The organism is Enterococcus sp. DIV1316a (genome assembly GCF_050536915.1).
Lineage (GTDB): Bacteria > Bacillota > Bacilli > Lactobacillales > Enterococcaceae > Enterococcus > Enterococcus faecalis.
This window is the reverse complement of record NZ_CP172913.1, coordinates 1183895-1198152: the sequence shown is the minus strand read 5'-3', so window position 1 is coordinate 1198152 and position 14258 is coordinate 1183895. Positions and strand designations below refer to the sequence as shown.

General features: G+C 38.8%; 15 protein-coding genes. All 15 read right to left on the bottom strand.

The genetic code is table 11. The features are described from left to right. Positions 1-6 precede the first annotated feature (6 nt). A complete protein-coding gene (modA, locus tag IGL56_RS05825; protein WP_002357711.1) occupies positions 7-807 on the bottom strand; it encodes a molybdate ABC transporter substrate-binding protein in 801 nt (266 codons plus the stop codon). Positions 808-825: 18 nt separating this feature from the next. Next, on the bottom strand, positions 826-1797 hold the full coding sequence (locus tag IGL56_RS05820) for a molybdopterin-binding protein (RefSeq protein WP_065813926.1): 972 nt from the start codon (positions 1795-1797) through the stop codon (positions 826-828). A gap of 3 nt (positions 1798-1800) precedes the next feature. Next, entirely contained in the window at positions 1801-2283 is a 483-nt protein-coding gene (locus IGL56_RS05815) for a MogA/MoaB family molybdenum cofactor biosynthesis protein (protein WP_002357713.1), read from the bottom strand. Continuing rightward, on the bottom strand, positions 2276-2710 hold the full coding sequence (locus IGL56_RS05810; RefSeq protein WP_002357714.1) for an MOSC domain-containing protein: 435 nt from the start codon (positions 2708-2710) through the stop codon (positions 2276-2278). Before IGL56_RS05810 ends, IGL56_RS05815 begins: the two co-directional genes overlap by 8 nt. A gap of 2 nt (positions 2711-2712) precedes the next feature. Next, on the bottom strand, positions 2713-3687 hold the full coding sequence (moaA, locus tag IGL56_RS05805; RefSeq protein WP_429861284.1) for a GTP 3',8-cyclase MoaA: 975 nt from the start codon (positions 3685-3687) through the stop codon (positions 2713-2715). After that, positions 3684-4181: a cyclic pyranopterin monophosphate synthase MoaC gene (gene moaC, locus IGL56_RS05800; protein WP_425137601.1), complete on the bottom strand. Its 498-nt coding sequence runs from the start codon at positions 4179-4181 to the stop codon at positions 3684-3686. The genes moaA and moaC overlap by 4 nt, the downstream gene beginning before the upstream one ends. Before the next feature lie 774 nt (positions 4182-4955). Continuing rightward, positions 4956-6158, bottom strand: a complete 1203-nt coding sequence (locus IGL56_RS05795) for a molybdopterin molybdotransferase MoeA (RefSeq protein WP_002357718.1) — start codon at positions 6156-6158, stop codon at positions 4956-4958. Between the two features lie 17 nt (positions 6159-6175). After that, on the bottom strand, positions 6176-8896 hold the full coding sequence (fdhF, locus tag IGL56_RS05790; protein ID WP_002381932.1) for a formate dehydrogenase subunit alpha: 2721 nt from the start codon (positions 8894-8896) through the stop codon (positions 6176-6178). 2 nt (positions 8897-8898) lie between these two features. Beyond that, positions 8899-10197 carry a complex I 51 kDa subunit family protein gene (locus IGL56_RS05785; protein WP_002385936.1) on the bottom strand — a complete coding sequence of 433 codons (1299 nt, stop codon included), beginning with the start codon at positions 10195-10197 and terminating at the stop codon, positions 8899-8901. An 11-nt stretch (positions 10198-10208) separates the two neighbouring features. Continuing rightward, positions 10209-10697 (bottom strand): NAD(P)H-dependent oxidoreductase subunit E, encoded by a 489-nt coding sequence (locus tag IGL56_RS05780; RefSeq protein ID WP_002357722.1) that lies wholly within the window; start codon positions 10695-10697, stop codon positions 10209-10211. Further along, complete coding sequence (locus tag IGL56_RS05775) at positions 10685-11266, bottom strand: hypothetical protein (protein ID WP_002357724.1); 582 nt, start codon at positions 11264-11266, stop codon at positions 10685-10687. The genes IGL56_RS05780 and IGL56_RS05775 overlap by 13 nt, the downstream gene beginning before the upstream one ends. Next, entirely contained in the window at positions 11256-12080 is an 825-nt protein-coding gene (locus IGL56_RS05770; RefSeq protein WP_002357725.1) for a formate/nitrite transporter family protein, read from the bottom strand. Before IGL56_RS05770 ends, IGL56_RS05775 begins: the two co-directional genes overlap by 11 nt. A gap of 15 nt (positions 12081-12095) precedes the next feature. After that, on the bottom strand, positions 12096-12671 hold the full coding sequence (mobA, locus tag IGL56_RS05765; protein WP_002357726.1) for a molybdenum cofactor guanylyltransferase: 576 nt from the start codon (positions 12669-12671) through the stop codon (positions 12096-12098). Positions 12672-12811: 140 nt separating this feature from the next. After that, positions 12812-13840, bottom strand: a complete 1029-nt coding sequence (locus IGL56_RS05760) for a lysylphosphatidylglycerol synthase transmembrane domain-containing protein (RefSeq protein WP_002357727.1) — start codon at positions 13838-13840, stop codon at positions 12812-12814. A 19-nt stretch (positions 13841-13859) separates the two neighbouring features. Next, positions 13860-14126: a DUF1294 domain-containing protein gene (locus tag IGL56_RS05755; RefSeq protein WP_002357729.1), complete on the bottom strand. Its 267-nt coding sequence runs from the start codon at positions 14124-14126 to the stop codon at positions 13860-13862. Positions 14127-14258: the final 132 nt, after the last annotated feature.

Here is a 14258-nt window from a genome sequence, read left to right as displayed (position 1 = left end):
TCCCACCTACTTTGTTAACTTAAAGCCAATATTTTCAAAATATTTTCTGCATTGTTGACTCTGTAAAAAATTTAAAAAAGCATCTGCTGATTTTTGTTTCTTAGAGGCGGCAACTTTACCAACTGGATAGATAATTGGCTTTTTCAAAGCAGCTTCAGGCATGGCCGCAACAATCGCTACTTTTGAATTGGTTGCTGCATCTGTCGCATAAACCAAGCCAGCTTCTGCACTTGCATTAGCTACCCATTCAAGGACTTCTGTTACATTCGTGCCAAAGCTTGCGTGTTTTTCTACATAAGACCAAGCGCCTAAAGCTTTTAAGCCTTCTTCGGCATATTGACCAGCTGGAACACTTGCAGGATCACCAATTGCTATCATTTGGGCTTTTTTTAAATCAGAAAAATCATGCCACTTTGCTTGATCTTGGTTAGGCACAATAAGAACGAGCTGGTTTTCCAATAAAGGTACGACACTTTTTTTATTAATTAGTTTTTCTGCAACCAATGCATTCATTTGTTTTGTCGAAGCCGAGAAAAATACATCGGCTTTTAGGCCTTTTTCAATTTGCATCTGTAATTTTCCAGAACTATCATAGGTTCCAGTTACCTGAATATCTGGATGCTCTTTTTCAAAGGCTGGAATAATTTTCTTCTCCATGACTGATTCTAAGCTAGCTGCTGCCGCAAGGGTTATTTCTTCTTTTTTTGTTGAAACTGTTTCTTTTTGCGGCTGATTTGTACATGCAGCAATTAGGGCAACTAAACTGAATAAGCTAAGCAAGAACACAGTCTTTTTTTGTTTAGACATTTGAACGCCTCTTTTCTTTTATAAATACCCGCCATAACTCAAGTCAATAATTTCAGATTTTTTAATCACTTCTTTGGCCATTAATCTTGGTAACAGCAAATCAAAAACCGTTTTTTCTGAAAATAAAACACCACCTGGTAAGCCAATGATCGTCTGCTCTCCTTTATAAGCTAGCAAAAACATTGAGCCTGGTAAGACTGGTGTCCCATGGGTTACGATTTCAGCACCTGTCTGCTTAATTGCTAACGGTGTCAAATCATCAGGATCTACACTCATACCACCTGTACAAACAATCAGATCAAGCCCTTGTGCTAACATCTTTTTGATCGCAACAGTAATTTTTTGCGGCTGATCATCGACAATTTCTTGCTTGACAATCGTAACTAAAGGATACGCGGAGAACTTGGCTTTTAACACAGGGTAAAAAGCATCCTCAACCAATCCTGTGTAAACTTCACTGCCAGTAGTTACAATCCCGACCCGTATTTTTTTGAAAGGTTTCAAAGAGATTAGTGGCTCAGACGTGCTGAACTGGCGTGCCTTTTCTAATTGGCTTTTAGAAATTGTTAGTGGAATCACTCGAAAGGCTGCAACTTTTTCATCTTTCTGAACTTCTATATTGGTAACTTTAGTTGACAAGGCGAGACCTTCAATTTCATTTAAAGCAATTAATTTTTCTCGATTGACTTTTAAAAGGCCTCTCGTGCTAGCTTTAGCAACAATTTTTCCTTCATGGACTTCACTCGGCTGACATGAGTCATCTGTTAACAGGTTATACAAAAATGTCGCTGCCTCTTCTTCATGTATTTCTGCTGGATCCAAGGAAACAAACAGATGTTTTTTCCCTAATGATAAAAGAATTGGAATATCTTCTTGAACAACTATATGTCCTTTTTTAAAACACACTTCCTTGGTCTTCCCATAGTCAATTCGCGTAATATCATGACTCAATGGAAGGCCAACTGCCTCTTCTGTTCGAATTGTTTTCATGGTTTATTCCTCATCATGTATGATTTTTTTATTTGTGATTAAATCCAAAGCGTGGGGCAAAACAGGCAACAAAAAATGCAAATGTTCTGTTACACTTTTCGGGCTACCAGGCAAATTAACAATGAGCGTGCGTCCTCTTTGAACAGAAACGCCTCGACTTAACATAGCAAATGGTGTTTTTTCCAAGCTAAGTTGACGCAAGCCCTCACTGATTCCAGGAACGACTCGTTCTGCTACACGTAAGGTTGCTTCTGGGGTCCGATCCCGTTCACTCAATCCTGTGCCGCCTGTTGTTAAAATCAAATCACAGGTCTTAGACCACTCTTGCAATAGCTCTACTAATTGATTTTCTTCATCTGGTAAAATGGTTTGTTTCGTTACCTGGTAGAGCACAGGTAACTGTTCACGAATCAAGGGACCCGATTGATCGACAGCAAGTCCTTGAAAGCAACGATCACTTAATGTTACAATGCCCACTTTAAACAACGTCTAACTGGTCTCCTTTTTTAATATGACCTTCTGTCACAACAACTGCAAAAATCCCTTCTCTAGGCATGATGCAATCGCCCACTCGCGCGTAAATCTGACAGTGTTTATGGCACTCTTTCCCAATTTGAGTAACCACCAATTCGGAATCGCCTATTTTCATTTTCGTTCCAACAGGTAATTGACGTAAATCAATCCCTGAGACGATAATATTTTCCCCGAAAGCACCATTGCCAACCCGAGCTCCTTTTTCATTGAAAGCCGTTATTTCTTCAAAAGATAACAAACTGACTTGTCGATGCCAATTCCCGCCGTGCGCATCATTTTCTAATCCGAAACCTTTAATTAAGTTGACTTCAGGAATTTCCTTTTTCTGTGTGCCTCTTCGCGGGCTAATATTTATTGCAATAATTTCTCCTGTTTTCATACTTACCCTCCTATTTGTGACATAAATCGTTGTTCTCCTTGTTGTTCCAAGAAAAGATGTTTTTCAGGCTTACAGGCAATGCCACTCTTGATAATCCCTAACAATTCTGCTGTTTGTTCCTTAGCTAAAGCTTCCTTTAACGAGTAGCCGTCTGCAGAATGCAGGCACGTTTTTAAATGGCCGTCTGCAGTAATTCGGATTCGATTGCACGTCTCGCAAAAACAATGCCCTAATGCACTAATAAAACCTATTTTCCCTTTAAAATCTTTTAAGGCGTAATAACTAGCAGGGCCATTGCCCAATGGTTTTTGGTATGGTTGCAACGTTCCATAATATTTGGTTAAAATGGCTTCTACTTCTTCTTGTTGCTTACCTGGATGCTCCTTCCCTAATCCAATTGGCATCATTTCAATGAAACGAAGATGCACAGTCTCTTTCTTAGCGATTTCAGCCAGTTCTACAATTGTTGCTTCACTTAGCTCTTTCCTAGCTACAGTATTAATTTTGATATTAGGTAATCCCACATCAATCGCTTGTTCTAAGCCCGTCAGAACATTCCTTAACTGACCAACTCTTGTTATTTCACGAAATTCTTCTGGATCCAAAGTGTCTAAGCTAATATTAATGCCGTCCAAGCCCGCCTCTTTTAATCCTTGAGCCTCACGAGCTAACTTCATGCCATTAGTCGTTAAGGTTACTTTTTCGATTCCTGAGATTTGCTTTATCCTTTTAATTAAAGAGAGTAAATTCGGTCTAACAAGCGGTTCACCACCTGTTAATTTAACTTTTTTGATGCCTTCTTTCGCTAGTATCCTCAATAAAAAAATAATCTCATCATCTGTTAGAAGCTGCTCTTTTTTTAAAAAGCAAAGACCTGTTGCTGGCATGCAATACGTGCAACGTAAGTCACAACGATCTGTTAAAGACAAACGAACATAATCAATTTCACGGTTAAATGCATCTTTCATGCTGTTCACTCATCACTTTCCTTTGATTTAATTGAAGAACGAATGAAATGACCACTACGTCCACCATTTTTCTCTAATAAACCAATGTTTGTCATTGTCATTCCTCGATCAATTGCTTTACACATGTCATAAATTGTTAAGAGTGCTGCCTGCACACCTGTTAGCGCTTCCATTTCAACGCCAGTTGAACCCACTGTTTTTGTAAAGCAACGTACTTCTAAACAAGTTTGATTGCGCCAATCAAACTGAATTTCACACTTTGTCAAAGCAACCAAATGACACAAAGGAATCCATTCAAACGTTCGTTTTGCGGCGGTAATCCCAGCTACTCTTGCTACCTGTAATACTTCACCTTTTTTAATCATTTGGGTCTGAATCGCTTCCAACATGTGAATTTCTCCATAAGCGAGGGCTGTTCTTTGAGTGTCATTTTTTTCCGAAATATCAACCATATGCACTTCTCCTTGTGTATTCAAGTGCGTAAATTCCTTACTTTGAACCATTTCTCCACCTCACATTTGACATTTGTTAACGTTTACACAATACTTCTTTTTCAAGTGTATCACTCTTGCATCAAAAAAACAATCTGGCATCCATAATTTTTTTTAGCGAGAAATCGAAGTTAAAAAAGTTAAGCGACAAAAATTACGTGCTTCGCTTAGCCTGACCAGACTTTTGTCTAAGTCTTAAAACTTGATAAGCAATAAGAGGTCGGGACAGAAGTGCTTAACTCCGAGAACCAAGTAGGTACTGTTCAACATCTATTTGCTTTGCAAATAGTGTTTCTCAGCAATAAGAAGAAATTTCCGAAAATTGTCATAAAACACAACGAGGAACGAGTTGATGTTGCATGATACACTACACTCCGTTTCGTTCGCATCAATTTCTAAGCATGGAACATGCTAGAATTGAAGGACCCGGTGTTCTTTAATTTTTGGAGACCAAGTAGGTATTGTTCATCATCGAATCACTACGTTCTTCGTGATTCTCAACAATTTCGGCTTATTTCCGAAGGACCTTCACCAAGTAGGTACGATGATTTCATCTGTTCATGCTTCACAGTGAAACATCGCAACTCTTAGAGCTGTAGCTCTTTTGAAGGCTGTACTGTGACGAGACGCATGTCGAGAAAACACCTTAGAAGTTGTTGAGATCGGAGCAACGCGTAGTGTTGCTTCTGTTCCCGCCGTTTATCAATTTTTAAGCCTGGAACAAAAATCCAAAGTGATTTTTGTTCCAGGCTTTTACTTTCATACTAATCTTAGGTCAGGTTGTCATCAAGTTTGCCAATAATAGACTTTTACAAGCGCGCCTTTTTTGAGTAGTACACCAGCTGGTTGTTCTAGCAGGCAATTTGTTTCTAAAGTATTTGATAAATTGGATGAAAGATGACTTTTTGTCACTAAATTTACTGTGCCATCTATTTCTTTCGCTCGGTAAAATCGACGTAGTCTACTAGGGGTTAATTCATGCGCTAAAATTACTGTTCGTTCCTTGAGATTTAACTCGACACAATTAAAAAAAGTAGCTAATAATGTCCAGTAAAAAAGATGTAAATTAACCATTGCCGCAAACGGATTGCCTGAAACGCTTAAAATGAGTGTTTCTTGAAATTGACTTCCCATAACTGGGGTTCCAGGTTTCATATTTACAAAATGAAACAACTCTGTTCCTCCGATACGTTTAATTGCTAAAGGTAAATTGTCCTTTTCACCTACCGAAACACCACCACAAGTAATTAATACATCAAGTTTTGGTGAAATCTCAATCAGCCTCTTCGCCAATTCTTCAGGGTCATCTGAACAATGGTCTAGGTGGATTACTTCATTGCCACTTGCTTTGACAAAAGCTGCTAACATGTAGAGATTACTATTATAAATTTTCCCAATTGACAGCGGTTCTTCCAAAGAAACTAACTCACTACCGGTCGCTAAAATCCCCACCTTCATGCGCTTCAAAACAACAACTTTATCAATCCCTTGCATTGCCAACAAACCAATCATGCGACTATTAATCTGTTGATGTTTTGCTAAAATTTTTTGCTGAAAAGCAATATCTTCTCCAATTTCCGCATAGTTTTGGCCCGCAGTGACAGAGCGAAAAATTTTAACATGGTCTTGCCCAAAATCCGTCCATTCTTGTGGCACTACAGCATCAAAATCGGTTGGAATAAAAGCACCTGTTGTTATTTTAATCGCACAGTTATTCGTCTGATTACAATAAAACATGGAATCCCCTGCCACTAAAGAACCGACGACTTTTAAACAACTTGGGCTTTCAGCAGTCGCACCTCGTGTTTCTACTGCACGAACGGCATACCCATCCATTCCGGCACGAGGAAAATGAGGAATCGCTGTCTCTGCAAAAATGGTTTCTCCGCTAATCCGTCCCAAGGAATCAAGCAGCGCCACTTCTTCTGTTTCACATTGACTCTTCATATGTTGGGTCATTTTCTCTCGTGCTTCTTCCAACTCGATCATGTTTTAACCATCCTTTTTTATTTATTCACTGGTTTAATCGCAACGGCACAAACTTTATATTCAGGAATTGTGGCGATATCATCAAATACAGCATTGGTGATTTCGTTAACATTCCCATCTGGAAAGTGGAATGTCATAAAGACTTCTTGCGGAAATACTCGATTTCCGACAGCCGCATAGGTTTCGATTTTGCCACGTCGAGAATGAACTTCAACTTTGTCACCTTCTTGGATTCCCAGAGCTTGTGCATCGACTGCATTTATCTCAATATAAGAGTGATTCGCTATTTGGTTAATCCCTTCCGTTCGTCCTGTCATTGCTCGGGTATTGTAATGGTAAAGCATTCGGCCTGTCGACATTAAATACGGGTACTCTTCATCTGGTAATTCTTGGGCTTGCTTATACGGAATTGCTTTAAATAAACCTTTCCCACGAGCAAAACTGCCCACATGCATAATCGGCGTACCTGGATCTGTCAAGCTACGACAAGGCCATTGTAAGCTCTCCTTCTCTAATCGTTCATAATTAATTCCACCAAACGAAGGCGTCACAGCTGAAATTTCTTTCATAATTTCTTTTGCAGATTCATACGCACAAGGATAGCCCATTCGTGTCATGACTTCACAAAAAATTTCATAGTCTTCTCGCGCTTGTCCTCTTGGTTCAACAGCTTTACGGACTCTTTGCACGCGCCGTTCTGTATTTGTAAATGTCCCGTCTTTTTCTGCATAACTGATGCCTGGTAAAACGACATCTGCATAAGCAGCCGTTTCGGTCATAAATAATTCTTGAACAACTAAAAAGTCTAAACTTTCTAAAGCTTGACGAACATGTCCTGTGTCTGGATCCGTAACAATTGGATCTTCTCCAAAAATATAAAGGCCTTTGACATTTCCTGCCGTTGCTGCTGGCAAGACTTTAGTAGAAGTTAAACCTGTGTTTCGATTCAACGGCACATGCCAAGCTTTTTCAAATTTGTCGATCACTTCTGGATTATTGACTTTTTGATAGCCTGGGAAATCATAAGGCATACAGCCCATATCGCAAGCACCTTGAACATTATTTTGACCTCGCAAAGGATTGACACCACAGCCTGGTTTTCCAACTTTACCAACCAACATTGCCAAATTAGACATACTCATAACACCCTCAGTTCCTGTCGAATGTTCCGTTACGCCTAAACAATAAATGATTGGTGCTTTCTCTGCTTTTGCATACATGCGTGCTGCTTGAATTAAATCTTCTGGATGAATATGACAAATTTCTGCGACTTTTTCCGGCGTATAATCAGCCACCATTTTTTCTAAATCTGAAAATCCTTCTGTCCGTTCTTCAATAAAGTGGCGATCTGCTAAACCTTCTTTCAAAATCACATGCATCATGCCATTAGCAAATGCGACATTCGTTCCCGCCTGAACTTGTAAATGCAGCGCACTATCCTTCACTAAGTTAATTTTCCGCGGATCAACAACAACAACTTGCGTTCCTCTTTGGATGGCTTGGCGAATTTGCGCACCAATAACTGGATGAGCTTCTTCTGGATTGGAACCTACTAATAAAATCATGTCGACATCTTCAGTGATATCAGCAATAGGATTAGTCATCGCACCAGAGCCTAAGGTTTGGGCTAAACCATGGACCGAAGCCGAATGACAAACACGGGCACAGTTATCAACATTATTGGTACCAAAAGCAGCACGCACCATTTTTTGAAAGACATAATTATCTTCATTTGTCGCTCTAGAGCACGAAAAACCAGCAAGAGCATCTGGACCGTTTTCTGCTTTAATTTCGTTAAATTTTGACGAAACAAGCGTTAAGGCTTCTTCCCAAGAAGCAGGTTCAAAAATCCCATTCCGTTTAATTAATGGCTCCGTTAAGCGATCTCCTGACCCAACAAATTTATATGAAGCAAATTTTCCTTTCACACAAAGTAAATTTTTATTAGCTGGTCCATCTAGGGGTTCAACACCCACCAAACGATTGTTTTTAACGAGTAAATTCATCTGACAGCCTGTCCCACAATGCGGACAAGTTGTAGGAATTTTCTGGGTTTCCCATTTGCGGTACTCTTTCATATCTTTTGCTGTTAACGCACCTGTAGGACAGGAAGAGACACAATTGCCACATGATTCACAGATAGATTGATCAAACGCCTGTCCATAACTCGGCATCATTTTTGTTTCAAAGCCACGATTAGCAATACTGAGTACATCTCTTCCCTGCCGCAATTGACAGACACGGGCACAACGACGACACATGATACACTTTTCTGGATCATAAGAGAAAAATGGATTACTGGTATCTTCTTGGTGGCAAGGCATTCTTTTCCCCTCGGTAAAGCTAGTGGCATCAATCCCATAATCTAGCGCATACTGTTGTAATTGACAATCCCCGTTTTTTCCACAAGAAAAACATTCTAATTTATGATTACTCAATAATAAATCAAGAATAAAACGTCTGGAATCAGCAACTTTTTCAGAATGTGTTGCCACAACCATGTCCTCTTGACAATGTGCCGTACAAGCAGTTGTTAAGCCACCACGTCGGCCGCCTTCCACCTCAACCACGCACATCCGACAAGAACCATCAGGTGCTAATTCCTTTAAATGACAGAGCGTTGGAATTTCAACACCTAGCCCTTTCGCTGCTTCGAGAATAGTAGTCCCTTTAGGCACAGTTACTTCTTGGTTATCAATAGACAACGTAACTGTTTGCGTATGCAACTTTGTTTTCATTTTTACCAACCTCCTTTGCTGGTGGCATAGATTTCTGTTTCAGCAGTCGTTTCAAATTCTTCTGGAAACAAAGCCAATGCACTCTTCATTGGATTTGCGACGGATTGGCCCAAACCACAAGCTGATAATCGCGTGACATGTGTGAGCATCTTTTCCAATCGTGGCAAATCACTAGCTGTTGCCTCGTTCCGATTGAATTTACTCAATAATTCCAAAATCCTAGTTGTTCCCAATCGACAAGGGGTGCATTTACCACAGGACTCATGAGCAAAAAAGGCCGCCACGTGTACTAAATAGTCCACAACATTGACTGAATCATCCATTACTACAATTGCGCCAGAGCCGACAGATAAGTCATGGGCCCATAAATCTTCGTAGGAATACAAACAATCCCTTAACGTTGCAACAGCACCAATTGGACCGGATTGTCCACCGAAATGAATAAATTTTAATGCTCGACCAGTTGCAGAGCCTCCGCCGTATTGCTCGCCATAAATTATTTCTTCTAATGGTGTTCCAAGGTTGACCTCGTATAAGCCCCGATTTTTAATATGTCCAGACAAACAAATTAGCTTTGTGCCGCCACCATCGGCAGTACCCATCTCTAAAAAGGCTTGTCCACCTTCTCGTAAAATTATAGGAACACTTGCAAATGATTCAACATTATTTACTAATGTTGGTTGCAAATATAAACCAACATCTGCTAAGTGTGGTGGTTTGACACGCGGCTGCCCCGTTTTTCCTTCAATTGAATTTAAAAGTGCTGAATTTTCCCCACAAATATAGGCGCCAGCACCAGAAATAATCGTAATATCATAATTGAATCCTTCAATTCCTAAAATGTTTTCCCCTAAAAAGCCAGCTTGTCGTGCATTATCGAGTGCTTCTTGAAATGTTTTTTGGATTCTGCGATATTCTCCTCGCATATAAATATAACCTGCTTTTGCTGAAAATAAATAGCCAGCAATAATCATTCCTTCAATCACACTCAATGGATCTTCAGATAAAAGTACTTTATCCTTAAAGGTCCCTGGTTCGCCTTCATCAGCATTACAAACAATGTACTTTGTGGTTCCTTTTGCATGATAAAGATGGCGCCATTTTTTTCCTAAAGGATAGGCTGCTCCACCGCGACCTCTTAAGTGAGCAACATCCAGTTCGTTTAAAATTTCTTCATCCGATAGTGAAATTGCTCTTTTTAAACCATCAAATCCATCGTATTTACAATATTCAGCAACATCGGTCGCAGATTGCATTTTTCCCATTCTCTCTAATAACATTGGTTGGTTTCTCTTAAGCATTGACTCACCTCCTACAGTCCTTCATAGCAATCATTTTGTAAATGTTGAATTAATTGATAAATTTTCTCTTCTGTTAGTTGACTAAAAACGGTGTCCTTAATTTTAATTACTGGACCTAAATCACAAGCCCCGATACAAGGAATACTGTGATACATAAATAAGCCATCTGGTGTCGGCTGATTCTCTGGCACTTCTAAAATGGTTTCTAAAACTTCGGCAACCATCGCCCCACCAGTATAATGACACGGTGTGCTGTTACAAATCTTCAAGACATACTTCGCTTGCGGTTCCGTCTTTAAAATGGCATAAAAACTGACGATTTCATAGACTCGCGCTTCCGTTAAATGTAGATGCTCTGCAACTAATTGAGCTGTCTCCTGATCGATATACCCTTCTTCTGAAGCAAATTGTAATTCAATTAAAATATTTAAAATTCGTTGTGGATCAGCATCGTTTTCTAGAATAATCGCTTCTTTTTCAATTAAGCTTAATGCACACATTCCTTTTTATTCCCCCTTTTTAGTGAAACTTGAAGTTGTTCTCCTTGATAATAGATACGCAATTCTTTTGGTATTTCAGCAGATAGTAAACAAAAATCGGCTTTATCTATAACTTTTTTTGCTGATTCTTTTTGGCGATTCTGGTTATTCATCATAAGAAATAGTCCTGGCTGCACAACATTACGTAATGAATTTGATTCACAAATGATTAATGCTTGGGCCGGCACAGCTTTCAGAAATTGCTGAATGGCTTCCGCCAAATTTTCTTGAAAAACTTTCAATAGAAAAACTTTTTGACAGCCTGCAGCTAATAATTTCATGGTATCTTTATTGCCAATCGTCTCTTGCTCTTCTACTAATTCATAACCAGCTGTAATACTGGTACAAATTCCGCATCCTTTTGTGCCTCGTTGACACACCCCTCGTTGACCACTAATCGTAATAATCTTCAAGCCATAAATTGGATAGACTTCTTGGTACTGTTTAATAAGAGCTTCGGCTAATGTCGTTTTGCCACTATTCCGACCAGTAGAACCAATTTGAATCATGTTTGGTATCTCAATTGCCATAGAGCTCCTCCGTCTGAATCGTTTTCTCAACTCTTGGTTTGACAGTTGCTGGTTTTGTCATAAAGATCAATGGTACGGCCATAAAAAGACTGCCACCTACTGCATTGCCTAAAAATACCCATAATGTATTCTGCAAATAATCCCACCAACTGATTGTGGTACTTTGTGAAAAAATTGCCGCTGGAATAATAAACGCATTGGCGACCACGTGTTGAAACCCACAAACAACGAAAACCATGACAGGAAACCATAAGCCAAACATTTTACCTAAATATGATTTTGCCAACGCTCCGAGATAAACCGCTAAACAAACAAAAATATTACAGCCAATCCCTGAAACAAAAGCAACTAGCGGTGGATCAGCAATTTTCGCCTGAGCAACTGCGACTGTTTTATCCAGAAACGCACCTTCAGTTAACCCAACAATATGGCCAAATAAATACGCCACAAGAAATCCGCCTAGACAATTGGTCAATAAAACAACTATCCAGTTATAACAAAGAGCGCCCACTCGAACCTTTTTCTGTAATACGCCTAATGTCATTACCATCATATTGCCTGTTGCTAACTCACCACCAACAAAAGTAAGCGCTATCAATCCAACTGGAAATAAAGCTCCACCCAGAAAGTTGTTAAAACTTCCCCATTCTGTGGGGGCAGTTCCAGTGATACGAATAAACGCCAAGTAACCCAGTGCAATACAAAAACCAGCCATGATGCCTAAAATACAGAGTCGAACAAACGATAATTTACCTTTCATTTCTGCCTTATCACCTAAGCTTGCAACTATTTCTTCACTACTGAAAAAATCCATTACGATTCCTCCTTTTTATCGATACCACTGAGACAATTCTTCTTTTCGATTGACATTTTTAAGTTGATTCTCTTTTGATAGTTGCACCGTTTTTACAGATAGACGCTCAAATTCTTGGCGAACCTGATAGTTATTTTGCGCAAGCTGTTTTTGAAATGTTGGTAAACAAGAACATCGATAAAAGCCAAATAATGGTTCTTGACGACCTTCAAAGTCAAAGATTGTTACTTGATTTTGTCCACGCTTAGAGGCTAACTGATACACAAGTTTAGGAGAAAAAGTTGGTATATCACAGGCAATTACAAACACTTCAGCTTTCTGAGTATAGTTCATTGCTGTCACAATCCCACCTAATGGCCCCTTTCCAAGATACATATCTTGAATGATTGTGCATTTTCTAAACGCCTTAGGAAATTTTTGACTATCATTCGTTACTAAAATAACCTCTTCGAACAGTTCCATTAACTTTTCAGCTGTTTGCAAGATCACGTATTGGCCTTGAATTTTCAATAATGCTTTATCAAATCCCATCCGTGAACTTTTCCCGCCGCATAACAGCACTGCTGTACAATCAGCAATAATTTTCGCCACCCCTTTACCATAATTTTTATTAGTTCAAAAAAATATTTTTTAGTCATGTATTAAGTCTATTATAAGACATCCCTCGTACAAGTCAATTCCTTTTAAAAAAAAAGAACGAGAAAAAGAGTCGCTCTTTTTCTCGTTCTACCTTATTCATCTGTTTGACGTTTTATTTCTTCAATCTCAATGCGTAATGATTTTCGTTTCTCAATGGCGACATAAACCAAGCCAATCAAAAAGGGTAACACAAAGCTACCAAATCGATACAGTAAAACAGATGCTACAGCATCAACATTGCCGACCAATGGTTTAAACAACAATAAGTAAACAAATTCAAATGGACCAATGCCAGCAGGTGTCGGAATAACTCCTGAAAGAATAACAGCAAAACTGGTAAAGGACATCACTAATAATAAATCAATATTCGGGTGATTTTCTACTAAAACAATGTAAGGAATAATGTACCAAAATAATAATTTAAATACATTCCATGAAAAGATTCGAAGCAACGCTGAGTGATCTTGTGTAATTGTTTGGACAGCTGCCCGCAAGGAATAGATTTGTAAATTACAATTATCCACCCAATCTCTTAGTTTTGGTCGTTTAAACCAACGATTGGCAAACTTAACCAATAAAACTTGCAACTTTAAGCTACTAGATAAAATAAGTAATGCTGCAATTATTACTAATGTTAAAATAACACCTGCTAAAATGAATGGAATCATCTTAGGCGCATTTTCATAAAACAGGGAAAATTGAATAATCAAACCAATAATTGCTAAAAAAATCACGGCTGCTTTGTACATAATCATATGTAATGCCGTTATCCCCACACTTTTAGAAACAGGAATTCCCTTTTTCTTATAAAAATAAATTTCTGAAAGCAAGGTTCCCGTGCCAAATGAAATAATCCGATAAAATGCTACATAACAAGAAGTAAAAAAACCATCCACTGTTGTAAAGTCTTTGTTAAAATAACGAGCTATTTCCTTGATTGAGCGCCCTTCTGCAAATTGATAAACTACTCCAAAAAAAATAACAGCAATCAGCACCAGCCAACTCGTTTCCATCAGTTGAGCAAAAATATCACTTAATGAATTATCCATGACATAAAAGATTACGCCTAAAACGATAATCATTAACAACATATTTAAGCCAATTTTTACTTTTCCTTTCATCGCTTCTCCTTTTTTGTTCTTACTTAAACGTTAGATAGATGCAACTAATCATCGCGATTACGCCAATTGAATAACACAATGCAAAAACTGGTTTTTGGGTTTTATGATGAAATTTCTTTTGTCCCATTAGCCCACCTAGACCGCCACCGACAAGTCCTATCGTCAATAAGCGGCGTTCTGGAATACGCCAGTCCCCACGTTTTGCTTGTTTTTTATCATAACCCATCATACTAAACAATACTAAATTAATGACGAGGAAATAAATGATTACTATCCACTGAAGCATTCTTTCTGGCCTCCTAACTAGTTACTGTACTAGGATACCTTGTTCTGATTCTAATTGCAAAAAATTTTTCAATGACTCATGAAACTACAACAGGAAAGTAAGTTCTCGGTTGCCCGTTTTCTTACTTTCCTA